The organism is Kribbella shirazensis (assembly GCF_011761605.1).
Lineage (GTDB): Bacteria > Actinomycetota > Actinomycetes > Propionibacteriales > Kribbellaceae > Kribbella > Kribbella shirazensis.
Map to the genome: position 1 here is coordinate 6,714,075 of NZ_JAASRO010000001.1, position 23,877 is coordinate 6,737,951.

General features: G+C 69.7%; 18 protein-coding genes. 9 read left to right on the top strand and 9 right to left on the bottom strand.

What is annotated here, in order from left to right; all coding sequences use genetic code 11:
* The first annotated feature begins 133 nt into the window (after nucleotides 1-133).
* A complete protein-coding gene (locus tag BJY22_RS32210) occupies nucleotides 134-2,728 on the top strand; it encodes a family 78 glycoside hydrolase catalytic domain (protein WP_337759666.1) in 2,595 nt (864 codons plus the stop codon).
* Here BJY22_RS32210 and trmB read toward each other — a convergent pair.
* Together trmB and BJY22_RS32220 are read right to left on the bottom strand one after the other, a co-directional pair.
* Nucleotides 2,709-3,419 (bottom strand): tRNA (guanosine(46)-N7)-methyltransferase TrmB, encoded by a 711-nt coding sequence (gene trmB, locus BJY22_RS32215; RefSeq protein ID WP_167214412.1) that lies wholly within the window; start codon nucleotides 3,417-3,419, stop codon nucleotides 2,709-2,711. The genes BJY22_RS32210 and trmB overlap by 20 nt on opposite strands.
* Nucleotides 3,420-3,432: 13 nt before the next feature.
* Nucleotides 3,433-6,417: a bifunctional [glutamine synthetase] adenylyltransferase/[glutamine synthetase]-adenylyl-L-tyrosine phosphorylase gene (locus BJY22_RS32220; protein WP_167214415.1), complete on the bottom strand. Its 2,985-nt coding sequence runs from the start codon at nucleotides 6,415-6,417 to the stop codon at nucleotides 3,433-3,435.
* Between the two features lie 164 nt (nucleotides 6,418-6,581).
* On the opposite strand from BJY22_RS32220, the gene BJY22_RS32225 reads away from it, so the two are divergent.
* Nucleotides 6,582-7,094: a hypothetical protein gene (locus BJY22_RS32225; protein ID WP_167214418.1), complete on the top strand. Its 513-nt coding sequence runs from the start codon at nucleotides 6,582-6,584 to the stop codon at nucleotides 7,092-7,094.
* A gap of 34 nt (nucleotides 7,095-7,128) precedes the next feature.
* Here the strand turns inward: BJY22_RS32225 and BJY22_RS32230 are convergent, their stop codons facing one another.
* Genes BJY22_RS32230 through glnA form a run of 3 tightly spaced genes read right to left on the bottom strand, consistent with a single transcriptional unit; the run spans nucleotide 7,129 to nucleotide 13,239 of the window.
* Complete coding sequence (locus BJY22_RS32230) at nucleotides 7,129-10,779, bottom strand: outer membrane protein assembly factor BamB family protein (RefSeq protein ID WP_167214421.1); 3,651 nt, start codon at nucleotides 10,777-10,779, stop codon at nucleotides 7,129-7,131.
* Nucleotides 10,776-11,870: a HupE/UreJ family protein gene (locus BJY22_RS43145; protein WP_167214424.1), complete on the bottom strand. Its 1,095-nt coding sequence runs from the start codon at nucleotides 11,868-11,870 to the stop codon at nucleotides 10,776-10,778. The genes BJY22_RS32230 and BJY22_RS43145 overlap by 4 nt, the downstream gene beginning before the upstream one ends.
* 28 nt (nucleotides 11,871-11,898) lie before the next feature.
* Nucleotides 11,899-13,239, bottom strand: a complete 1,341-nt coding sequence (gene glnA, locus BJY22_RS32240) for a type I glutamate--ammonia ligase (protein ID WP_167214426.1) — start codon at nucleotides 13,237-13,239, stop codon at nucleotides 11,899-11,901.
* Nucleotides 13,240-13,355: 116 nt separating this feature from the next.
* Between glnA and BJY22_RS32245 the strand changes: the two genes are divergently transcribed.
* Nucleotides 13,356-13,763 (top strand): hypothetical protein, encoded by a 408-nt coding sequence (locus BJY22_RS32245; protein ID WP_167214429.1) that lies wholly within the window; start codon nucleotides 13,356-13,358, stop codon nucleotides 13,761-13,763.
* On the opposite strand, the gene BJY22_RS32250 is transcribed toward BJY22_RS32245, so the two are convergent.
* Both BJY22_RS32250 and BJY22_RS32255 read right to left on the bottom strand, forming a co-directional pair.
* Nucleotides 13,689-14,609 carry an HTTM domain-containing protein gene (locus BJY22_RS32250; RefSeq protein WP_337759673.1) on the bottom strand — a complete coding sequence of 307 codons (921 nt, stop codon included), beginning with the start codon at nucleotides 14,607-14,609 and terminating at the stop codon, nucleotides 13,689-13,691. The two genes, BJY22_RS32245 and BJY22_RS32250, sit on opposite strands and share 75 nt — an antisense overlap.
* Nucleotides 14,606-15,091 carry a hypothetical protein gene (locus BJY22_RS32255; RefSeq protein ID WP_167214432.1) on the bottom strand — a complete coding sequence of 162 codons (486 nt, stop codon included), beginning with the start codon at nucleotides 15,089-15,091 and terminating at the stop codon, nucleotides 14,606-14,608. The genes BJY22_RS32250 and BJY22_RS32255 overlap by 4 nt, the downstream gene beginning before the upstream one ends.
* A 56-nt stretch (nucleotides 15,092-15,147) precedes the next feature.
* On the opposite strand from BJY22_RS32255, the gene BJY22_RS32260 reads away from it, so the two are divergent.
* Complete coding sequence (locus tag BJY22_RS32260; RefSeq protein WP_167214435.1) at nucleotides 15,148-15,825, top strand: peptidoglycan recognition protein family protein; 678 nt, start codon at nucleotides 15,148-15,150, stop codon at nucleotides 15,823-15,825.
* On the opposite strand, the gene BJY22_RS32265 is transcribed toward BJY22_RS32260, so the two are convergent.
* Nucleotides 15,771-16,952: a DUF418 domain-containing protein gene (locus BJY22_RS32265; RefSeq protein WP_167214437.1), complete on the bottom strand. Its 1,182-nt coding sequence runs from the start codon at nucleotides 16,950-16,952 to the stop codon at nucleotides 15,771-15,773. The genes BJY22_RS32260 and BJY22_RS32265 overlap by 55 nt on opposite strands.
* A gap of 85 nt (nucleotides 16,953-17,037) precedes the next feature.
* Here BJY22_RS32265 and BJY22_RS32270 point away from each other — a divergent pair, with 85 nt between their 5' ends.
* The 5 genes from BJY22_RS32270 to panB all read left to right on the top strand — a co-directional run bounded on the left by BJY22_RS32270 (nucleotide 17,038) and on the right by panB (nucleotide 22,955).
* Complete coding sequence (locus tag BJY22_RS32270) at nucleotides 17,038-17,379, top strand: hypothetical protein (protein ID WP_167214440.1); 342 nt, start codon at nucleotides 17,038-17,040, stop codon at nucleotides 17,377-17,379.
* Complete coding sequence (locus BJY22_RS32275) at nucleotides 17,376-17,513, top strand: hypothetical protein (RefSeq protein ID WP_167214442.1); 138 nt, start codon at nucleotides 17,376-17,378, stop codon at nucleotides 17,511-17,513. Before BJY22_RS32270 ends, BJY22_RS32275 begins: the two co-directional genes overlap by 4 nt.
* A 184-nt stretch (nucleotides 17,514-17,697) precedes the next feature.
* Entirely contained in the window at nucleotides 17,698-18,135 is a 438-nt protein-coding gene (locus tag BJY22_RS32280) for a P-loop nucleotide/nucleoside kinase family protein (protein ID WP_167214445.1), read from the top strand.
* A 135-nt stretch (nucleotides 18,136-18,270) separates the two neighbouring features.
* The gene (locus BJY22_RS32285; protein ID WP_167214447.1) at nucleotides 18,271-20,043 is read left to right on the top strand and encodes an NAD+ synthase; all 1,773 of its coding nucleotides are present in this window, start codon (nucleotides 18,271-18,273) and stop codon (nucleotides 20,041-20,043) included.
* Nucleotides 20,044-20,195: 152 nt separating this feature from the next.
* Nucleotides 20,196-22,955 carry a 3-methyl-2-oxobutanoate hydroxymethyltransferase gene (gene panB / locus BJY22_RS42020; protein ID WP_238350527.1) on the top strand — a complete coding sequence of 920 codons (2,760 nt, stop codon included), beginning with the start codon at nucleotides 20,196-20,198 and terminating at the stop codon, nucleotides 22,953-22,955.
* Here the strand turns inward: panB and BJY22_RS32295 are convergent.
* The gene (locus BJY22_RS32295; RefSeq protein WP_202891355.1) at nucleotides 22,952-23,851 is read right to left on the bottom strand and encodes an aldo/keto reductase; all 900 of its coding nucleotides are present in this window, start codon (nucleotides 23,849-23,851) and stop codon (nucleotides 22,952-22,954) included. The two genes, panB and BJY22_RS32295, sit on opposite strands and share 4 nt — an antisense overlap.
* Nucleotides 23,852-23,877: the final 26 nt, after the last annotated feature.

Here is a 23,877-nt window from a genome sequence, read left to right on the forward strand (position 1 = left end):
GGACTATGAAAGCGGACAAAGTCGAGCAAGATGCTCAGGTTTCAGCATCTGGGACGGTCAATCATTTTCCGGACATCGGCCGGATCTGGTCAGAAGGTTGAATGCGGGGCGCCACGCTCCTACGGTCCTGAGGGTGCTGACTCCTCGCTCCCTGAAGACCGAGTACGCCGTCCGCCCGCTCGGTGTCGACGTACCGCGACCGCGGTTCAGCTGGGTCGCCGACGCGCCCGGGTACGGCGCCACGCAGACGGCGTACCAGCTCCTCGTCGCCTCCGCGCCGGAGTTGCTGACGCCGGAGCGCACCGACGTGTGGGACTCGGGCAAGGTGGAGTCGGCGCGGACCTTCGGGATCGAGTACGACGGACCGACGGCCGCCCGGACGCGGTACCACTGGACGGTCCGGCTGTGGGACGGCCGCGGCCAGGCCGGTGAGTGGGCTGCACCGGAATGGTTCGAGACCGGGCTGCTCGACGAGGGATTCGGCGCCGCGCACTGGATCGGCGGCGCGACCGACAGCGCTCCCCTGCTGCGCCGGGCGTTCACCGTCGACGGGACCGTACGGCGCGCCCGGCTGTACTCGAGCGGCCTGGGGTACGCCGACCTGCGCCTCAACGGCGGCGCGGTGAGTGACGCCGTACTCGATCCCGGCTTCACCGCGTACGACCACACCGTGCTCTATGTGACGCACGACGTGACGGAACTGCTGCGGGCCGGGGACAACGTCGTCGGGGCCGAGCTCGGCCGCGGATTCTTCGGACTGACCTCGGTCAACGTCTGGCGCTGGCACGACGCGCCGTGGACCGCCGACCCGCAGCTGATCGCGCGGCTGGTGATCGAGTACGACGACGGCCGGGTCGAGGAGATCAGCTCGGACGAGTCGTGGCGCGTCACGGGCGGACCGACGCTGTCGGACTCGCTGTACCTGGGCGAGACGTACGACGCCCGGCGCGCGCTCCCCGGCTGGGACGCGGCCGGCTTCGACGACTCGGCCTGGACCGCGGCGTCGGTCGTCGAGGCACCGAAGGGCAAGCTCACCGCCCAGGCCCACGAACCGATCCGGGTGATCGAGACCGTCGACCCGGTCGAGGTCACCGAGGTCCGCCCGGGCGTCTGGATCGCGGACTTCGGCCGGACCGTAGCGGGCTGGACCAAGCTGTCCGTGAACGCGCCGGCCGGGACCACGATCAGCCTCACGCACGGCGAGACGGTTGCCGATGGCAATGTGGCGGCCTGGAACGTGCACGTCGACGGCGACCGGATCCAGCGCGACGAGTACATCGCCGCCGGCACCGGGACCGAGACGTGGGAGCCGCGGTTCTCCTACAAGGGCTTCCGTTACGTGCAGATCGAAGGCGCGGCCACTGCATTGACAGTTCAGATGCGGGTGGTGAACTCCGACGTCGCGTCGGTGACCCGCTTCGCCTCCGCGCAGGCGGCGTACGAGCAGTTCGAGCACGCGATGCGGCGGACCATCCTGAGCAACCTGCACGGGATCCCGACGGACACGCCGTACTTCGAGAAGAACGGGTGGACCGGCGACGCGCAGGTCGGTGCGCCGACGATGCTCGCGACGCTCGACCTGGCGCGGTTCTTCACCAAGTGGCTCGGCGACATCCGGGACAGCCAGGCGGACTCCGGGCAACTGCCGGTGATCGTGCCGACCAGCGGGTGGGGATTCACCGACCTCTCCCCCGCGACGGAGTGGCCGACGGTCTACCCGTTCCTGCTCCGCGAGATGTATCGCTGGTACGGCGACGAGCGGCTGCTGCGCGAGCACTGGGACCCGCTGACGCGGTACCTCGCCTGGGAGCTGGATCGGGTCGAGGACGGGCTGTCGGTGAGCGTGCTCGGCGACTGGCTGCCGCCGGGGTTCGGCAGCGGTCCCGCGCCGGAGGATCGCCGGCTGACAGGTACGGCGTACCTCTACCGGGCGCTCGTGGTCGCCGCCGAGATCGGCGACCTCATTGGGAGGCCCAACGACTACCGGAAGGCGGCCGCCGACCTCGCGGACGGGCTGAACCGGACGTTCCTCGACCGGGAGACCGGGCGGTACCGGTCGGCCGACGACCCGGACTACCGGCAGACCTCGAACGCCGTACCGCTGGCGTTCGGACTGGTGCCGGACGAGTACGTCGACCGCGTGGCCGCCGGACTGGCCGCGGACGTCGAGGCGCGGGGTTTCCACCTCAACACCGGCTGCCTGGGCGTCGGCGTGCTGCTGCCGGTGCTCACCGCGCACGGGTACGGCGACGTGGCGACGAAGGTCGCGCTGCAGCGGAGCTATCCGAGCTGGGGCTACTGGTTCGACCTCGGCGCGGACACGATGTGGGAGAAGTGGGAGGACGATTCGCGGTCGCGCAACCACTACTTCCAGGGCACGGTCGTGCAGTGGATCCTCGAGAACGTCGCCGGCCTTCGGGTGATCGACGCGGGCTGCGAGCGGATCGTCGTACGGCCGGACGCCCGCGACGAGGTGGACTCGGCGAGTATCCGCACCGAGACGATCCGCGGACGCGTGGCGGTCTCGTGGAAGCAGACGGGGCGCGTGCTGTCGTTGGACGTGCAGGTGCCCGTCGGTACGACGGCTGAGGTCCATGTACCGTCGGCGCGGGCGGCGGACGTGGACGCCGTACCGCGGTCGTTCGCGGGCGAGTCGTCGTACGTCGACGGCTACACGGTCTACACGGTGGGCGCCGGGCAGTGGGCGTTCACGAGTCGGTCGGCGTGACCTTGCGGTAGAGGAGGTCGCGGACCTCGCGGCCCTCGGCCTGCGCGCGGGACTCGAACTTGGTGACCGGTCGCCATTCGGGGCGCGGTGCCCAGCCGTCGTACTGGTTGCGCAGCGACGGCTCCGCCTCGCAGACCTCGAGCATGCGGTCGGCGTAGTCCGCCCAGTCCGTTGCCAGGTGCAACGTCCCGCCCGGCTGCAGGCGGGACGCCACCAGCGCGACGAACGGCGGCGTGACCAGGCGGCGTTTGTGGTGCCGCTTCTTCGGCCACGGATCCGGGAAGTAGATGCGTACGCCGGCCAGCCCGCCGGGCCGCACGTGATCGCGGAGGAAGTCGAGCGCGTCCCCCTGCAGCAGGCGGACGTTGTCGAGGTCGTACTTCTCCACCCACAGCATCAGCTGCCCGAGACCGGCCGGGTAGACCTCCGCGGCCAGGTGGTTCACGTCCGGCGCGGCCACGGCAAGCTGTGCGGTCGCCTCGCCCATCCCGGAGCCGATCTCCAGCACGGTCGGCGCGTCCCGGCCGAACCAGCCGGCCAGGTCCAGCTCACCGGGCGGCAGCTCCTCCTGCGTCCGGCCGAGCTCCGGCCACCGCGTCTCCCAGACCCGCTTCTGCCCGACCGTCATCCGCACACTGCGGCGGACGGTGCTGAAGACACCGGCTTGCCTGACCTGATCCACTGCTTCCACCAGTCGGAGTCTATTAGTCGTCCCAGAAGAGGTGGGCGACGGTGTTGCGGGCGCGGCGGGTGGTGCGCAGGTAGTCGTCGGAGAAGCGGCCGGACTCGCCGGGCGGGTAGCCGCAGATGTGCGCCACGGCGGCCAGGTCGCGCGGGTCGCGTGGGAGGGAGTCGCTCGGGCGGGCGCGGACGAGCATGATCGCGTTCCGGATCCGGGTGGCCATCTCCCATGCGGCGCGCAGCGTGTCGGCCTCGGCGGGATCCACGAGCTTCGCCTCCACGCCCGCCCGGAGCGCGCCCAGCGTGCGCGTCGTACGGAGGCTCGGGACCCGGTGTGCCTCGCGCAACTGCAGGAGCTGGACGGTCCACTCGATATCGGCGAGACCGCCGCGTCCCAGCTTGGTGTGCGTGCTCGGGTCGGCGCCGCGCGGCAACCGCTCGGCGTCGACGCGCGCCTTGATCCGCCGGATCTCCATCACGTCCCGCTCGCTGATCCCGTGCTCCGGATACCGCAGCGGGTCGATCAGCTCACGGAACGATTGACACAGGTCGGCGTCGCCGCACAGCGGGTCGGCGCGGAGCAGCGCCTGTGCTTCCCAGACGGCCGACCAGCGGGCGTAGTACGAGGCGTACGACGCCAGCGTGCGGACCAACGGTCCTTGCCGGCCCTCCGGGCGCAGGTCCGCGTCGATGGCGACCGCGGGATCGGCGCCGGGCAGCGCGAGCAGCCGGCGGAGCTCGGACGCCGCCTGGGTCGCGAAGTCGGTCGCCTTCTTCTCGTCCGCGCCCGGTACCGGGTCGTGCACGAACATCACGTCGGCGTCGCTGCCATAGCTCAGCTCGTGACCGCCGAACCGGCCCATCGCGACGATCGACATCCTCGTCGGCTCCGGCTCCCCCTTGGCGACCGCCCTCCGCGCGACCTCGAGCGCGGTGGTCAGCGTTCCGACCGAGACGACGGTCAACGCTTCACCGACTGCCTCCACGTCAAGTAGTCCGGACAGGTCCGCCGCCGCGATCCGGAAGAGTTCGCGGCGCCGTACCGCCCGGATCGCCGCGACCGCTGCCTCCGGCGCGTCCTGCCGTCGAGCTGCCGCGGACATCTCGGTCAGCAGCGCCTCCTGGGTGCGCGGTACCAGCTCGCGTTCGTCGGCGAGCATGGCGGTCGCCTCCGGAGCGCGTTGCAGGAGGTCGACCGCGTACCTGCCGCTGGCGAGCAGGTGCGCGAAACGCTCGGCCGAGGCGCCTTCGTCGCGAAGCTGGCGCAGGTACCAGGGCGTCGAGCCGAGCGCGTCGGAGATCGTCCGGAACGCCAGCAGGCCGGCGTCCGGGGCGGGCGACTCGGCGAACCAGCCGAGCATCGCGGGCAGCAGCGCCTTCTGGATCGACGACCGGCGCGACACGCCGCCGGACAGCGCCTCGATGTGCCGCAGCGCCGACGCGGGATCGGCGTACCCGAGCGCGGTCAGCCGCTGCTTCGCCGCCTCCGGCGTCAGGCGTACCTCGCCGCCCGGGATCCGCGCGACCGCGGCGAGCAGCGGGCGGTAGAACAGCTTCTCGTGCAACCGCCGTACCTCGAGCGCGTGTTTCTTCCACGCGGCGGTGAGGTCGGTGACCGGATTCTTCGTGAAGCCGAGCGAGCGGCCCAGGCGGCGCAGGTCTGCCTCGTCCTCCGGGACCTGATGAGTACGGCGCAGGCGGTACAGCTGGATGCGGTGCTCCATCGAGCGCAGGAAGCGGTACGCGTCCGCGAGCACGGCGCCGTCCGTGCGGCCGACGTACCCGCTGCTGGTCAAGGCCTCCAGCGCGACCAGTGTCGTCCCGCTGCGGACGGAGTCGTCACTGCGGCCGTGGACGAGTTGCAGAAGCTGTACGGCGAACTCGACATCGCGCAATCCGCCGGGGCCGAGTTTCAGCTGGCGGTCGACGTCGGCGGCCGGGATGTGGTCGATGACGCGGCGGCGCATCGCCTGCACGTCGTCGACGAAACCTTCCCGATCGGCGGCGGACCACGCGAGCCGGCCGACCTTCTCGGAGTACTCGCGACCGAGCTCCGCGTCGCCCGCGACCGGACGGGCCTTGAGGAGCGCCTGGAACTCCCAGGTCTTGGCCCAGCGCTGGTAGTACGCGAGGTGACTGTCGAGGGTGCGGACGAGCGGACCGGACTTGCCCTCGGGCCGGAGCGCGGCGTCGACCGGCCAGAGCGTGCCCTCACCGGTGTGCTCCGAGCAGATCCGCATCGTGGCCGCGGCGAGCTGGGTCGCGGTCTTCAGGGCCGGCGCCTCCGGCTCGCCGGCCGGCGGCTCGGCGACGAACAGGACGTCGACATCGCTGACGTAGTTGAGCTCCCGGCCACCGCACTTGCCCATGGCAATGATCGCGAGACGGCAGTCGGCCGCACCGGGATGCGCGGCGAAGTACTCGTTGCGGGCGATGTGCAGCGCGGTTTCGAGGGCTCCGCCGGCCAGGTCCGCGAGGACGGCGGCGACCTCGTCGACGAGCAGCCCTTCGGCCAGATCGCGCGCGGCGAGGCAGAGCAGGAGGCGACGGTACTCGACCCGCAGCGCGTCGGCCGGGTTGTCCGCGTCGACCGCGGCGGCGAGCTTGGCGGCGACGTCCTCCGCGGACGGGCGGGCACCGGCGAGCGCGGGGTCAGCGAGGTCGTACCAGTGCCGCGGGTGGACGCCGAGATGACGGCCGAGCGCCTCGCTCGCGCCGAGCACGTAGACGAGACGGCGGCGGAAGTCGGCGTCCATTTCGAGAGTCCGGGCGAAGGCCGCGAGGTCGTGCCCGTGGCGGTGCAGCGCCTCGGCCGTGGTGCACAAGCCGTGCAGCGCGAGGTCGGGGTCGGCCGCTTCCGAGAGGGTGGTGATCAGGTCTTCGGTCGCGATCGGGCTGTGCGAGTCGAGCGCGTCCAGCTCTTCGAGCATGCCGGCCGCCCGCTGCGGGTCCTCGAACCCGAGCCGAACCAGGCGTCCCTCCCACGACCCTCTCCGACCCTCAGCCACCCCCGCAGGCTACCCAATCTCCCACTTTGTGCACCTACCGCCCGTTTCCGGCCGCGCCGGATGGTCGGTGGGTGCACAAAGTCGCGGCGGGATCTCGGGTTCGTTGCGGGGAATACACGGTGTCGTGTAGCGAATTCGCTGAGTAGTCGGCATGATGGTGGTCCATGGTCATGATGACGGGGTCGCTCGCGGTGTGCGGGACGGTGGTCTGGCTGACACCACAGCAGGGCGGGCGAGTGTCCGGGCCGCCGGAGCCGGACTACGACTACGACTACACGGCGACCGCCTACCTCCCACCACGCACGGCCGAGGACGGCCAGGCCGGGATCGCGCTGCGCAACTTCGCTCCCGGCGCCTGGCGGACCCAGGCCGAAGGCATCCTCGTCCCCGCCAAGGGCCACCGCGCCCAGCAGGTCATCCCCGGCTGCATCGTCGTCATCACCGAAGGCACCCGCCCCGTAGGCCTCCTCACCGTCGAAGAAGTCCACGCCCTCAAACCCGACGGCACCACGGAACTCACCTCAGTGCCGTCGGCTGTAGAGGACGTCCCGGTCGGCGCACAGATTGCCAGTACGCCGACCGCCAGCGACCCGCCGTACCGCCACTCGACCGCGGCAGCCCGCTGGACCTCCCAACACGCCTCCGACGACGCCCCACCCCAACCCGCCAACGTCTGAGCGTTTCCGCTCAGACGCCGACAGGTGCGCCTGCTCAGAACGCGAACTGGTTGAGTACTGCGAACTTGTCCGTCGCGCCGCCGTTGGAGGTGGCGACGATTCGTCGGGTGATTGTGTGGGAGCTGCCGGCGGGTAGGTCGAGCTTGAACTTGCTCAGCGTCCAGATCGCCTGTGAGTACCCGGTGAACGCGCCGCTGTCCGCGCTGTACACCAGGCCGTACGTCTGGTTGTCGGCGCTCGTGCCCGACTGACCGATCCACCGGTTGCTGTCCGGGGTGTGCGCGAACGGGCCGCCGCCGGTGACCGGCGCGTTGCCCGACACCGCCGACCGCGATCCCGGCCCGTCGTGGTCGAGCGCGTCACCGGCCCACACGCTCAGCGGCGCACCCGCCGTGTTCGTGAAGGTCGTCGCCGCGGTGACAAACGGCTCGTCGGCCGTCGCGGTGTACGTCGTGACCACCTTGACGTCCGGGTTCTCCGCCGAGGTCCCGGTGGCCCGGACGACAGCCTTCTCGCCGGTGTTCTCGATGACGCGTACGTCGGTCGACCGCACCTGCACCTGCTGCCAGGCACTGCCGCCCGTCGGCTCGTTGGCACTCACGTACGGCAGGTTGATCCAGTCCAACTGATCCGGCTGCCCGGTGATCGCGAGGTCGACGACCTTGCCCGGGGTCGACGGGTTCAGTTGCGGGTCCTGGAAGACCTTCGAGACTGCCATCGCCAGGCGCTTGTTCTCGATCACGATGTCGCCGGCGCCGCCCTCGACCAGGCCGCTCGGCAGCCGCTTGCCGATACTCGCGTCGACGTTCACCGGCGTCACCTCCAGGTTCACCTGGAAGGTGCCCGACGCACCGGTCTCGATCTCGCGGGCTGCGGTCGCGTAGCCGAGCTGGGCCACCTGGATCGTGTACTTCCCGGCGCCCTTCGGCAGACCGACCTGGTAGTTGCCTGCAGCATCTGTCGTGGTGCGGCCCACGGCCGTACCGTCCTGGACCACAAGAACGGCTCCGTTGGCGAGCGGAGCGCCGGTGGCCTTGTTGGTCACCCGGCCGGAGACGAGCGGCCACGGCGCGGCCGCCGTACCGCCCGGGGTGAAGGCGTACAGGTTGCCGTCGAGAGCGCCGGTGACGACGGTGTTGCCGCTGACGGCCGGGCCGGCCGACACCCAGGTGCCGACGTCGTGCGACCACAGCGGCTGGCCGGTGCGTGCGTCCAGCGCGTAGAACCGGCCGTTGTTGGCGCCGGCGAACAGGGTGTTCCCCGAGAGCGCCGGCGAGGTGAACGAGCCACCCCGGTACTGCGAACCCGGCAGCAACTGGTCCCAGATCACAGCACCGGTCGTCGCGTTCAGCGCCGTGACCGCACCGCTCGGGAAGGACATGTAGACCGTATTGCCCTTGATCGCCGCCGCGGCCGGGGTCGCACCGCCGTTCACGAGCGACGGATGCGGGCTGGTGTACGACCACAGCACCGCGCCGGTCGCACCGTCACGCGCGACGATGCCGTTGTTCGACCCGATGTACACCTTGCCGTCGGCCGCGGACGGTACGCCGTCCTGCCAGCCGCCGAGGGTGTCGGTGCCCTGCCAGAGCTTCGCGCCGGTCTTCAGGTCGTACGCGATGACGACGGCACCGTCCTGGTTACCGACGTACACCCGGCCGTCCGCAACGGCCGGCGTACCGTCGCTCATCGTGCTGCCCGCCATCGGCGAGGCCCACACGCGCCGGCCGGTCTTGGCGTCGAGTGCCAGCAGCAGACCGCGCGACGCCTCGCCAAACCGGGTCTGGTACGGGAACAACACCTTGCCGTCGGCCACGGTCACGCCGTAGTACCCGTAGGTGCGCTGGTTGTTGCCCTCCGGCGCCGCCTCCGGGTCGTGCCGCCACTTCAGCAGGCCGGTCTTCGCATCGACCGCGAACAGCGTGCCGCGCAGCGTGGGTACGTAGACGAGTCCGTCGGACACCGCGACACTGCCGTGCACCGACGACGGAACGGTGTAGCTCCACAGCTTCTTGCCGGTGGCCAGGGAGACCGCGTGGACCGCGGCGTTGCCGTCACCGTTCTCGTCCCGCGTCCCGGCGTACACCACGCCGTCGACGATCGCGGGCGAGCCGGTGAGGAAGGTGCCTTCGGTGCGGTACGACCACGCCAGCCGCTGTCCCGCCGCGATCGCGTCGGCCGCGACGCCGCTGTGGAGCGCGTCGCCGTGGTGCTGTGTCCAGTCCGCGCCGGCGACCGGCTGGATCGCCTTCGCCGTGGTCAGCGTGAAGTTCGACGTCCGCGTCCAGGTCGCGCCGGTACTGTCCTCGGCGACCACCTCGAGCGTGTGGGCCCCGGTCCGGACAGTGCCCGGCAAACCGGCGTACCAGGTGAACTCGCCGGTCGGCTGGAGCGGGAGCCAGGCACCGCCGTCGATCCGGTAGCGGACCTTCTGCGGCGCGTCGGTGGTGTCGTACGCGTTCACCTGGATGCCCGGGAACCTGTCCAGCGGGACGGCCGACCCCGGAGCGGGGCTGACGATCGTGAGGTCCTTCTCCGCGCCGTACATCCGGAACGGGTTGTCGAAGGCCTTGTTGTCCATGTGCACGAACCGGAACCCGCGCGGCGAGTTGTCGATCGTGTACGAGCTCGACACGGTCTGGATGTGCTTCGCCGTCCGGGCGAACTGGCTGTTCGGCTCCACGTCGTTCGAGTGCTCGTGGCCGACCAGGATCAGTTCGGCGCCGTACTGCTCCAGCACCTTGCCGTACTCGTCGTACACCGACGGTGAACCGAACGGCACGTTCATCGGCTGGTGGGTCAGCACGACCAGGCGCTTACCGTCCTTCACGTTCCGCGCGAGGTCGGCCTTCACCCATTCGAGCTGCTCGGCGAACGGCGCGGCGCCGTTGTTCTCGAGGACCAGGAAGTGGCGGTCGCTGTAGTCGAACGAGTACCACTCCGGGCCGACATGCTTGCGGTAGTTGTTGATCCGGACGTCGTACGTCGCTCCGGCCGAGTACTCGTGGTTGCCGACGGCCGGCCAGACCGGGACCTTCGACTTCGCCGTACCGCGCTTGTAGGTCTCGAACTCCGCGTCGGTGGCGTTGTTGGTCAGGTCGCCGCTGACCTGGATGAACGCGAGGTCCTGACGGGTCGAGTTGATCTCGGCGATCTGCTCGGGCAGCTGGGCGTTGACGTGCGGGTCGGCGACGTTGCCGAAGGTGAAGCCGCCGTCCTCGGAGGCCTTGTCCTTGCGGAGCGCGAAGTCGGCCTGCTCGGTGTCGCCGTTCGCGAGCTGGCCGAGGTTCCGGAAGAACTTCGGCGTCATGTTCGCGTCGGTCCCGACCGCATAGCCGGTGGGCTGGGTGATGAAGACCAGGTCGGCGCCGCGGCGCTCCACGTTCGTCGTCAGCGTGTAGCGGCCCTGCGCGTCGGTGACGGCAACCTGTGCGCCGTCGGAGACACTGACGCCGGCGATCCCGGGTTCACCCGCGCCGGGCAGGCCGTCGTTGTCGCGGTCCTCGAAGACCGTGCCGGAGACGGTGGCCGCGGGCGCGTCGACGGCGTCGGCGACGACCCCGGTCAGCGGTACGCCGATCACCAGCGCTGCCAGGCCGCCGGTGACGCCGTACAGCAGCCTGTGCCACCTGGTTGTTGTCTGACTGGTTGTCTGATCGCGAGACGAGCGGGTCAGGCGGATCATGTGAGGAAGAACCTTTCTACGAACCAGAAGAGGCCGAAGGCGGCGACGACCCCGGTCGCCGAGCGCACCACCGGAACCGCCACGCGGGTCCGGCGGATCAGGAGGACCAGCGGGAACACGGCGAGCAGGAGCAGCGCCTGGCCCGCCTCGATGCCGACGTTGAAGCTCAGCAGCGAGAGGAGCAGTTCCGGGCTGACCTCGTCGGTGATCCGCAGCGACCCGGCGAAGCCGAGTCCGTGCAGAAAACCGAAACCGAAGACCACCGGGAGCCGGTGGCGGGTGGAACCGAGCAGGTTCTCGACCGCGACGAACGCGATCGAGAGCGCGATCAGCGGCTCGACGATCACGCTCGGGACCGAGAGCCCGCCGAGCAGCGTGGAGATCAGCGTGACGCTGTGCGCCACGGTGAACATCGAGATGACCTGCACCAGACTGCGCAGGTTCTGCGCGCCCAGGATCAGAGCGACGACGAACAGCACGTGGTCGAGCCCGAGGAGGATGTGCTCCACCCCCATCTTCCCGAACTGCAGGCTGGAGCTCGCGACCGTGTTGCCGCCGACGGTGAAGTCGTGGTGCGACCGGTCGAAAACGGTCCGGCCGGAGCCGTCGGCGAAGGTGTACTCGACCAGGTTGGTGTGATCGTCGGCGACAGCCTCCGCCGACGCGAACACGTCGTACTTCAGCGTGAAGGCGCCGCTCTTGCCCGGGCAGTCGAACACCAGGCCGAGATCCGCGTAAGCCTTCGTTCCGCGCCGGCCGACGGCGGTCGTTTCGAGCTGCGGCTCACACGCCGCGCCGTCGACCGAGACCACGACGCGGTCGTGCAGGTACGCAGCGATCCGGTCCTTGGCGGTGTCCAGCGCCCGTGCGCGCTGCCCGTCGTCGGTAGTCGGCGGTCCCAGGTCGACGGCCCGCGCGAGGACGTCGTACTCCAGGCTCAGCGACCACGTCACCCGCTGACCGTCCTGGCGCACGGTCGAGTAGCCGGTGGAGGCGATCACATGCGCCGAAGCGCTCCCCGCCGTACCCAGGAACAGCAGGACCAGCAGTCCCATCCCCACCAGCACCCGGCGCATGGGAACCCATCCCACGCGCCCCAGACAACAGCTGAGTGAACTCTCAGAGGACGGGGAGGAGCTTGTTCAATTCGAAGGGGGTGACCTGGCGGCGGTAGTCCTGCCATTCGGCCCGCTTGTTGCGGAGGAAGAAGTCGAAGACGTGTTCGCCGAGGGTTTCGGCGACGAGTTCGCTGTCCTCCATCGCACTGATCGCCTCGGCGAGGCTGCCGGGCAGCGGCTTGATGCCGAGGGCCTTGCGCTCGCGGGAGGTGAGGGACCAGATGTCGTCCTCGACCTCGGCGGGCAGCTCGTAGCCCTCCTCGATGCCCTTGAGACCGGCGGCCAGCATCAGCGCGAAGGCGAGGTACGGGTTCGCGGCGGAGTCCAGTGACCGGAACTCGACGCGCGAGGACTGCCCCTTGTGCGGCTTGTACATCGGCACCCGCACCAGCGCCGACCGGTTGTTGTGCCCCCAGGAGATGAACGACGGCGCCTCGTCCCCGACCGCGAGCCGCTTGTACGAGTTCACCCACTGGTTCGTCACCGCGGTGATCTCCGACGCGTGCCGCAGCAGCCCGGCGATGAACGCCCGCCCGGTCTTGGACAGCTGGTACTGCGCTCCGCCCTCGAAGAACGCGTTCCGGTCACCCTCGAACAGCGACATGTGGGTGTGCATCCCGGACCCGGGCTGATCGGACAGCGGCTTCGGCATGAACGACGCGTAGATGCCCTGCGACAGCGCCACCTCCTTCACCACGACGCGGAACGTCATGATGTTGTCGGCGGTCGACAGCGCGTCGGCGTACCGCAGGTCGATCTCCTGCTGCCCCGGCCCGCCCTCGTGATGGCTGAACTCGACCGAGATCCCCATCGACTCCAGCATCGTGATCGCCTCGCGGCGGAAGTCGTTGCCGATGCCCTGCGGCGTGTGGTCGAAGTACCCGGACGAGTCCACCGGCTCCGGCGTCGTACCGGGCGCGCCGAGGAGCGACTTGAACAGGTAGAACTCGATCTCCGGGTGCGTGTAGAACGTGAACCCGAGGTCGGCCGCCTTCGACAGCGTCCGCTTCAGCACGTGCCGCGGGTCGGCGAACGACGCGGACCCGTCCGGCATGTTGATGTCGCAGAACATCCGCGCGGTGCCCATGGTCTCGCCGCGCCAGGGCAGGATCTGGAACGTCGACGGGTCCGGCTTGGCCAGCATGTCGGCCTCGGTCACCCGCGCGAACCCCTCGATCGCCGACCCGTCGAACCCGAGCCCCTCGGCGAAAGCGCTCTCCAGCTCCGCCGGCGCCACCGCGACCGACTTGAGGAACCCGAGCACGTCGGTGAACCACAGCCGCACGAAGCGTACGTCGCGCTCCTCCAGCGCGCGCAGCACGAACTCCTGCTGCTTGTCCATCAGTCCACCTCTCACCAGCCTGTCGCGGGGTCTCTCACAGTGTGCCCCGCGCTTGTTAAGCAGACGTTACGTGGCAGGGCGGGCAGTGCCACGTTCAGGGCCTAGCGTGTCCCCTTGTGCAGACGATCTTTCACGCGGCGCTCATCGTGGCGGCGATCCTCTGCCTCAGCGACCTGATCGTCAGCACCGCTCGCTTCGTGCAGTCGTTGCGGCACAAACGGCCCGCCGAGCGCGACGTGCTGGGCCGCCGCTGGCTGCCGATCCCGGAGCTCGGTTTCGGCATGTGCGCGTTCTGCTGCCCGGGCCTGGTCACGCTCGGCCTGACGCATCACGACGCGACCAACCTGCCGACCCGGCAGATCCTGCTCGCCGCGCTGGTCTTCGGATACGCCGGTGCGGTGCTGTCCCGGGTCGTCCGGACCCCGGGCCCCGGCGGGCGCCGGTTCAAGCTACGCGCCGGCCTGCTGCTCGGTCTGCCGGCCGTGTTCGGCCTGGTCTTCGGCCTCTCGGGCATCGCCGTCTGACCGGCTGCCTCGCTCGGCCCGCGCGGCCCGGCGCGCCCGGAACCACGGCACGACGCGCTCCAGCGGCGCGAACGCGAGCCAGCAGACGACCGTCGGCAGGAAGTGGATCAGCAGGATCGCCGTGTTCGCCACGTGGAATCCGAGGAAGAACAGCACCCCGAACAGTTGCCAGCGCCCCTTGAGCCACAGGATCACCGGCGACAAGAACTCTCCGACGATCCCGACCCACTGCATCACCTGCAGCATCCAGGGGTAGTTCAGCAGCCACTCCCCGACCGGATGCGGCCGCCGCACGATCGCCCACGTCAGTACGGCGCTCCCGGGCCAGGTCAGCGCCCATCCGGCACTGCGCAGTTTCGCGATCGCGGACAGGAAGTACGTCGCGATCACGCAGACCTGGATGCACCGGATCACCCACCCCGCCGCCTCCGACCGGGTCTGATCGCCGTACGACGCCCTGCCGACCGTCGGCAGCACCCACAACGCGATCACCAACGCCAGGTGGTCGTGGTCCACCTTCCCGTCACTCATCCCGATCAGCACCCACCACGTGAACGCCGGCGCCACGATCCAGCCCGCGACCCGCGGGAACCGGTTCGTCGCCGCGACCAGGCACGCGACGATCAGGACGACGTACAGGATCGTGGTGTTCGTGACCGATGGCTTCGGGAGGTCGAAGAGTCGCGCGAGCAGCAACGGTTGGTAGAGCCCTGGGTGCTCACCCTTGAGCCGGGTGTCGCGGACGAACGCGTGCATGTCGACGATCACGAACAAGTACAGGACCGTCCGCAACCACGCGATCCGTGCCAGGGCGATCGCAGGCGTGAACCAGTTGGCCGCCTTCACCGGCGTACCTCCCAGGTCGCGAGCACCTGCGATGTCGGCGGTCCTTCGACGCGGCCGTTCACCAGTTGGGTCGTGTGCCGGATCAACTCGAGCTTCACGTACTTCGGCTGGTCGGGATGCTTGCGCGCCCACCCGTCCGCGACCTGCTGCAACAACGACGGATCCTTGACGATCTCCCCGGCCCGCGCCTCGATCTCGGCCCGGGCCACCCCGGCACCCTCGATGTTCAGCGGCACGTCGACCGTCGTGCCGGCGTCGGTCACCGCGCTGATCCGGGTGTAGTCGATCCGGGCGTCGTCGGGCACCGACATCGCGTACTGCGACATCGGTCCGAACGGCCACGCGTCGTCGGTGGCGCGCACCGATCCGTTGATCAGCAACGCGATACCCGCGATCGCAACCAGGACCCGCAGTCCCTTGCCGACCCTCCCCAGGCGGACGACCTCGTGGTGCTGGTCCCCGGCCCCCTGACTCTGTGTCACCACGCCATTAGACCATTCCGGTTTGGGTGCCCTGACGGTAGGGAATTTTCTATACCATGACCGCCCCAGAAAATATCCAACATGCCCACGCGCCCGGACGCCTGTCCCGGCGCACCCTGCTCGGAGCGACCGCCGGCGGCGTCCTGCTGGCCGGCGCGACCGTTCCGGCCGCAGCGCACGCCGCCCCCGCGCCGCGCTGCTACACGCGCACCGAATGGTCGGCCCGCCCACCCAGGTCCGCCACCCAGGTGATCGGCAAGCCCGACCACATCGTCATCCACCACACCGCGAGCCCGAACGTCACGGACTACTCCCTCGCCGCGGCGTACAAGGTCCAGCACTGGATCCAGGACCTGCACATGGACACCAACCGCTGGATCGACATCGGCAACCAGCTCACGATCAGCCGCGGCGGATACCTGATGGAGGGCCGGAGCAAGTCGCTGTCCTCGATCAACAACGGGCTGAACGTGCTCGGCGCGCAGACCGCCAACCACAACAGCCACACGATCGGGATCGAGCACGAAGGCATCTACGTCAACGCGAACCCGACGGTCGCGCTGTTCGACATGTCCGTACTGACGTGCGCCTGGCTGTGCACGAAGTACGGCCTCGATCCGCACGTCGCGATCGTCGGGCACCGCGACTACAACTCGACGCAGTGCCCGGGCGACGTGTTCTACGCGAGGCTCCCGGAGTTGCGCGATCGCGTGGCCGCGGTCCTCCTCGGCTGATACGTGATCCTTCGGATCAGCAGCTCGAACGGCCCGCGGTAGCCGGCGCGCCGCATCCGGTCGGCGAGCAGAACGGTCGCGAGCCAGGTCGCGGTGGCGAGCAGAGCTGTCCTGGTCGCCGTGAGTGTGTCCGACAGGTCGAGCAGGTACGGCGTGAACACCACAGCCCAGACCACCGACTGGGACAGGTAACACGTCAACGATCGTTGTCCGACAGCGGCGATCGCCCGCGTCATCGGGCGATCGCCCACCCGGCGCGCGATCAGGACGAGCAGAGCGGCGTACCCGAGACCGCCGAACACACCCGTTGCGTCGTGCAACGGACCGAGGATCGTCAGCGCGTGGTCGCCCGGCCGGGTCAGGACGCCGCCGACGACGAGCGACAGCGGCAGGGCGCCGGCGATCGCGATGGTGACGCCGACGAGCGCCGTCGTCCGCAGCAGCGTCAGGTGCTCGGCGGGACGTTCGAGGATACGCCTTCGGCCGGCCCACAGGCCGATCAGGAACGGCGTGACGAAACCGATCCAGCCGAGTCCGGCGATGAACGGCTGCACGACGATCCGGTCCGCGAACTGGCCGAGGAACGTCGGCGGGAGCATCGAGGGGTCAGGCCCTTCGGCCGCGGCGGCGAGACTGTCGTCGCTGGGGAGCGCGATGAGGATCAGGGCCAGCGCGGCGACGATCAGCAGCCAGCGGTCCTTCCAGCGCAGGGCCCACACGCCGAGGAACAGCAGGACGCCGTACGCCGCGAGGATGTCGCCGATGTAGAGCAGCATCGCGTGCAGGAACCCGAGCACGATCAGGACGAGGCTGCGGCGCCAGAGCAGCTTGCGGATCGGCCACCAGTCGTTGCCCGCGGCGCGTTGCCGGCGGACGATCTGCGCGACGCCGTACCCGAAGAGCACGCCGAACATCGGGAACGCGCGGGCGTCGACGAAGGTCGCGATCAGCAGACCGACGCCGCGGTCGAGGGGCGAGCCGTCGCTCGGGAACCCGCCGAAGAAGCGGTCGCCGCCGACGAAGTAGTGCGAGTTCGCGAGGGCGATGAACAGCAGCATGAAACCGCGCGCGAGGTCCGGGCCCAGCGCGCGTTCCTGCAGCCCGGTCGGCCCACCCTGGATGCTCATGTGTTCCAGTCAATCGGCGCCGGACGGGCGACACATCCGACAAAAGTCCCTGCCGCGTGAACCTTCGTCGTTGTTCGATTGACCGATGCACGACGAAGCCCTCGGTCGTTGGCAGCGCGGGTGGTCGGCCGCCCGCGGATGGAACGACTGGCAGTGTGTCGACGACGTGATCGTCGTCCGGATCGGCGAACCGCGCCGCCGGGTCGAGTACATCGCCACGCGGGCGCACGCGACCGCCGCCGCGCATCTCGCGCTGACCGACTGCAACCCGCCCGGAACGTCGTGGCTGACGATCGCGACGCCCGACCCGCATCGGCTCGCGGCCGAACTCAGGCCGCTGGAATTCGTCCGGACCGAGTGGCTGATGACTGTCCGCTTGGCCGACCAGGCGTCGCATCCCGTTCCCCCCTCGCCCGAGCCGTCATGACCGCCCTCGCCACGACCGCCGCCCCCTACTCCACCACCGCCTACCTCGCCGCCTCCACCGAAGGCCGTCCCCTCTACACCTCCCTCGGCTGGACCACCCTCACACCCCTGTTGGTCGCCCGTACGGCCGGATAACCCTGGTCGCCACCAGCCCCCGCAGCACAAGGGCATGCATCGAGGAGAAGCGCCGCATCTGATGGGTCTGCGTCCGAGATGTCGGGTTTACGTCCGGGATGCGGGTGGCCAACCCCGCATCTCGGACGTAAACCCATCGAATGCCACGCCGTGCCGAATCTCCGACCTCGATAACGTCGCCCAGATGAAGCAGATCATCGCGTTCACCGGCCTGCCGGGAACCGGGAAGTCCACGCTGGCGGAACAGCTCGCGACGGAAACCGGAGTCCCGGCGTTCGCCGGCGATTGGTTGCTTGGGGCGCTCCGACCACACGGCGTCCTCGGCGGCCTCGAACGTCCGGCGTTTCTGGCGATGTACTACGACTTGCTCGGGACTTTGATCGAACGGCAGTTGATGCTCGGGCAATCGGCGATCGTCGACTGCCTGGTGAGCGCAGAAATCGCGGAACGATGGGAGGAACTGGCCGTGGCGTACGGCGGCCGGCTGCGGATCGTCGAGTGTGTGTGCAGCGACGAAGACCAACACCGCCGGCGGCTGCACGGGCGGCGGCGTGGGATTCCTGGGTGGCACGAGGTGGGGGGGATCACGTGGTCCGGATGCGGAGTGAGTACCCCCAGTTGACGGGTGACCGACTGGTGGTGGACGCGATGGATCCACTCGACGCCAACCTCGATCGACTGCGGAGATATCTGAGGCATTCGTAAGAGGTTGGTGAGGGGCGTGGGGTGCAGACTGTGGAACCAGTAATGTGCTCTCGTGCCTCAGCTTCGGGTTGGTCTTGCTCAGCTCAATGTGACCGTGGGTGACATCGACGGGAACAGCGACAAGATCGTCGCGTGGACCCGGAACGCCGTCGAGCGTGGTGCCCATGTGGTGGCGTTCCCGGAGCTCGGGCTGACCGGTTACCCGGTGGAGGATCTGGCGCTGCGGGCCTCGTTCGTGGACGCCTCGCAGTCGCGGATCAAGACCCTGGCGAAGCGGCTCGCCGACGAAGGACTCGGCGACATCGTGGTGATCTGCGGGTACCTCGACCGCGCCGGCGGTACGGCGATGGGCGTCGACCGGCTCGGCCGCCCGAAGGGCTCCCCGACCAACTCGGCGGCGGTGATCCACCAGGGCCGCGTGGTCACCAGCGCCGTCAAGCACCACCTCCCGAACTACGGCGTCTTCGACGAGTTCCGGCACTTCGTCCCCGGCGGCACGTTGCAGGTCGTCCGCATCCACGGCGTCGACGTCGCCCTGGTGATCTGCGAGGACCTCTGGCAGGACGGCGGCCCGGTCGCGGTCACCCGCGCGGCCGGCGCCGGTCTGCTGCTCGTCGTCAACAGTTCGCCGTACGAGGCGAACAAGGACGACGCCCGCGGCGACCTGGTACGGCGCCGCGCCCGCGAGGCCGGCTGCGCGCTCGCCTACGTCAATCTGGTCGGCGGCCAGGACGAACTCGTCTTCGACGGCGACTCCCTGATCGCCGACGCCGAGGGCACGATCCTCGCCCGCGCCCCGCAGTTCGAGCAGGGCAGCATGATCGTCGACCTCGACCTCCCTGCCGCCTCAGGTACACCGTCCGGCACCCACGAAGGCATCGAGATCGTCCACACCGTTCTCCACGAGGACGCGCTCGAGCCGTACGAGGCGATGGCAGCCAGCGTCGCGCCCCGGCTGTCCGACGAGGCCGAGATGTACGGCGCGATCGTGACCGGCCTGCGTGACTACGTGCAGAAGAACGGGTTCAAGTCGGTCCTGCTCGGACTGTCCGGCGGCATCGACTCGTCGCTGGTCGCCGCGATCGCCTGTGACGCGATCGGCCCCGAGAACGTGTTCGGGATCTCCAACCCGAGCGTGTACTCCAGCGACCACTCCAAGGACGACGCGGCCGAGCTCGCCGCGCGCACCGGTCTGAACTATCGCGTCGTACCGATCCAGCCGATGGTGCAGCCGTTCCTGGACACGCTCGGCCTCACCGGGCTCGCCGAGGAGAACCTGCAGGCGCGGGTCCGCGCGGTCGTCTGGATGGGCCTGTCGAACGCCGACGGCCACCTGGTACTTGCCTGCGGCAACAAGTCCGAGCTGTCCGTCGGCTACTCGACGATCTACGGCGACGCGGTCGGCGGGTACGCGCCGTTGAAGGACGTGCCGAAGACACTCGTCTGGCGGCTCGCGAAATGGCGGAACGAGGATGCGAAGGCGCGCGGCCAGCAGCCGCCGATCCCGGAGAACTCGATCGCGAAACCGCCGTCGGCCGAGCTCCGTCCGGGACAGCAGGACACCGACTCCCTGCCGCCGTACGACCTGCTCGACGACATGCTGGACGACTACGTCGAGCAGGACCGCGGCAGTGCGGAGCTGGTCGCGGCCGGGTTCGACACCGAGCTGGTCAGCAAGGTGATCCAGCTCGTCGACAAAGCGGAGTACAAGCGCCGGCAGTACCCACCGGGCCCGAAGATCACGCACAAGGCCTTCGGCCGGGACCGCCGGTTGCCGATCACCAATGCATGGCGTGAGGACGCACGAAAGGCAGCCGAGCACTGAGCGACTCCTGGCGGTACCGCCCATCCCAAGACGACGCGTGGGGCTCTCCCGAAGAGCTGCACGACCGCTCCGGCCTGCCCAAACAGGATGTGAGCGATCGCTCACCCACAGGCGGTGGCGCTCACCCTCCGCATCGATGGGACGATGAAGGCATGGTTGACAACTTCCTGTCGGCCGGTACCCACGGTGACGACGAGGAGTTGCCCTCGCCGTACGGGACCGGACCGAAGAACCGGGCAACCGAGGAGCACCGCCGCTCGGACTACGACAACGACACCTGGCGGGACCACGGCACGGGCGGTTCCGGGCTGGGCGGTTCCGGGCTGGGCGGTTCCGGGCTGGGGCTCGACCCGTCGCCGTCGCTGCCGAACGCGCCGCGGACGTACGAACGCGGACCGGTGCCGCAGCAGCCGTACGTCCCGAAGCCGCCGTACCTGCCGAGCGCGCCGCCTCCGCCGCAGCCGCCTTCGCAGTCGTCTCCTTCGCAGCCGTCGTCTTCGCAGTCGTCGTCTTCGCAGTCGTCGTCTTCGCAGTCGTCGTCTTCGCAGTCGTCTTCGCCGTCGTCTTCGCAGTCGCGGGGTGAGTACTACGGGGACGCGCGGGAGGAGTCGTACGGGCGGGAGTACCAGGAGCAGAACCCGTTCCGCCCGCAGCCGCCGGCGCAGCAGGCGACACCGCCGCAGCAGGGGCGGCCGAGTCCGTTCGGGCCCGGCTCGGGAAGTCAGGGTGGGTCCGGAAGTCAGGGTGGTTCGGGAAGTCAGGGTGGGCAGCCGGCACCACGGCCGCAGCCGCCGTCGGGGAACGGTACGACGCCGCGGCCGGCGAGCGGGAGCACGAACTGGAGCAGCCCGGCACCGCAGCCGAGCCCGTTCGCGCCCGGGCCCAGCAACGGTTTGGCCGGTGGGCACAGCAACGGCGTGAGTAGTGGTCTCGGCAACGGTTCGAACGGGCTCAGCAGCAACGGTCTGGGTAGCAACGGTCTGGGTAGCAACGGACTCAGTAGCAGCAACGGGTTGGGCAACGGGTTGGGCAACGGGTTGAGTCCGCAGCAGCCTCCGCGGCCCCCGCAGCGTCTGCAACCCCCAGAGACCCCACGAGCCCAGGACACCAATCGCGCCCAGGACACCAATCGCGCGCAGGACAGCAGCCGCGGGCAGGAACCACCCCGTCGCCACGAGCCAGGCCCGGGCCCGGAGCCGGTGTGGGGCCACGACACACGCTCCCCCGAGCCACCCCGCCCCCAGGAACCTGCCCAGCGACAGGAACCCCCGCACGCCCAACAGCCGACCCGCGCCAACGAATCCGCGCACTCACCTGAGGCTGCACGCTCACCCGAGGCTGGACGCTCACCCGAGTCCGCGCATTCACACGAGCCCGCGCGCTCACCTGAGCCCTCGCGTTCCGGTCGGGCATACGAGTCCGGGCGGGCGCAGGAGCAGGAGCCGGAGGAGACTCGGCCGCAGGAGATTCGGTTGCGGCCGGTGGTGCAGGACAACGGGTATCTGTCGGATCCGAGTGCGGAGTACGAGAGCAACGCGCCGGTCACCGACGAGCCGGTGACCCGCCCGGCAGGCGAACAGCCCCACGCGGCACACCACCCCGGGCAGCAGTCCGCGTCCCAGCCGGCGTCTCAGGCGCCGTCGCGCGGTGAAGCGCCGGTTGCGCGGCCCTTGGGTGCGCGGCGGCGGGCGGGAGTTCAGCAGGACGCCCCGAGCCAGGTGCCGGCCGAGCAGCTCGCATCACACCGCGCAGCCCGCCGAGCCCAAGCCCCCACGGCCAACGCAGCCCCGGGTACGCCGACCTACAACACCCCCGGCTCCGAACCGAGCGCGGCCTCCAGTACGCCAACCTCCGCAACGACCCCAGCATCCGGCGCGCCGAGCCACGACGGTCCTGACGCCAACGTGGGATCGGGTACGCCGACGTACAACCAGCCCGGCCCCGGCACAAACGCAGCATCCGGCGCGCCCAACCACGACGGACCCGACGCCACCGCGGGATCAGGTACGCCGGCCCAGAACCAGACCAGCTCCGACGCGACCGCGGATGCGGGTGTCGCGCCGTACGGTGGGCCTGCTGGTCGCGAGCGGGCGGGTGCTGGAGACGCGGGGAAGCGGCCGCGGCGGTATCGGGTGCATCATTTGCGCGACTTCAAGAGTCGTGGCGAGAAGTGGGCGATGCTGACGGCGTACGACCAGTACACCGCCGAGATCTTCGACCAGGCCGGGATCCCGGTGCTGCTCGTCGGCGACTCCGCCGCGAACAACGTCTACGGCTACGACACGACCCTGCGAGTGACGGTCGACGAACTCATCCCGCTCGCGCGGGCAGTGGCGAACGCGGTCGATCGCTCGCTGGTCGTCGCGGATCTCCCGTTCGGTTCGTACCAGGCGTCGCCGGAGCAGGCGTTCCACACCGCCGTACGGTTCATGAAGGAAGCCGGTGTGCACGCGGTGAAGCTCGAAGGCGGGCGGACCGTCGTACCGATGGTCGAGAAGCTGACGCAGTCCGGCATCCCGGTGATGGCGCACATCGGTTTCACCCCGCAGAGCGAGCACAGCATCGGCGGATACCGGGTCCAGGGGCGCGGCGATCAGGCGGCCGGCCTCATCGACGACGCCGTCGCGCTCGCCGAGGCGGGTGCGTTCTCGATCGTGCTCGAAATGGTTCCGGGTGACGTCGCGGCCGAGATCACCAAGCGCGTCCCGATCCCGACCATCGGCATCGGCGCGGGGCGCGACACCGACGCGCAGGTCCTGGTGTGGCAGGACATGGCCGGGCTGCGGTCCGGCACCATGCCGCGCTTCGTCAAGCAGTACGCCGACCTGCGTGGCATCCTCACCAGTGCGGCGACGACGTACGCCGCCGAGGTCGCATCCGGCGCCTTCCCCGGCGAAGAACACACCTTCTAGATCCAGGGCAGGGCCGAGCGTTCGGTCCAGTACTGCTCGGGTTGCTGGGTGAACTCGGTGAGCGGGCCGTCGGTGCGGTAGGCGAGGTTGCTGCTCAGCTGTTCCGCGGTCGTCGCCCCGCTGAGCACGACGTCGGCCCACGGCTGTGCCACAGCCGCGCCGATCGCCAGCGAGTCCGGAGCGGCACCGTGCTGACGAGCGAACTCGTTGAACGGCGTCTCGCCGGCGCGCGCCGTCAACCGGCCGTTGGCGACGGCCTCCTTCACGACGACGAACCACCCGGCGTCATGCGCCTCGGCAAGCGCGGGACCGGCCGAGGTCTCCAGGACGTTCCACGTGGCCTGCACGGCGGAGAACGGCGTACCTGACGACAACGCCTTGCGGAGGGTCTCCCCCTGACGCGGACCGCTGGTGGACAGCCCCACGCGCACACCGGAGTCCGCGAGCTCGCGCAGCCGATCCAGCAAGCGCTTGTCCTCGAGCGCCGGACTGTCGGACGTGAGACTGTGCACCAGGTAGAAGTCCGGCGATCCACCCAGCGCGCGCAGCGTCTCCGGCCATTGCCGTTCGAACGTCGCGAGACTGTGGTCCTTCACCTCGTGCGTCTGCGCGTCGTGCCGCCAGCCCGCGACGTACGTGTAGCCCCACTTCGACCCGACGGTCAGTTCGGTACGGCGTTCCGGCGTCAGCCACTCGCCGAGAAACTCTTCGGCAAGACCGTACGAACGGGCAGCGTCGAAGTACCGAACACCTGCCTGCCATGCCTGCTCGAGCAGCTCGTGCGTCCGCGCCCTCAGGTCCTCGACTGCCCGCGCCGGCGGCAGGTCCTCGTCGTGCCCGAGATTGATGTACCCAGGACGTCCCAGCGCCGCCAAACCGAGTCCGATCGTTGCCATACCCCGATCGTAGGTGTCCCCGGCAA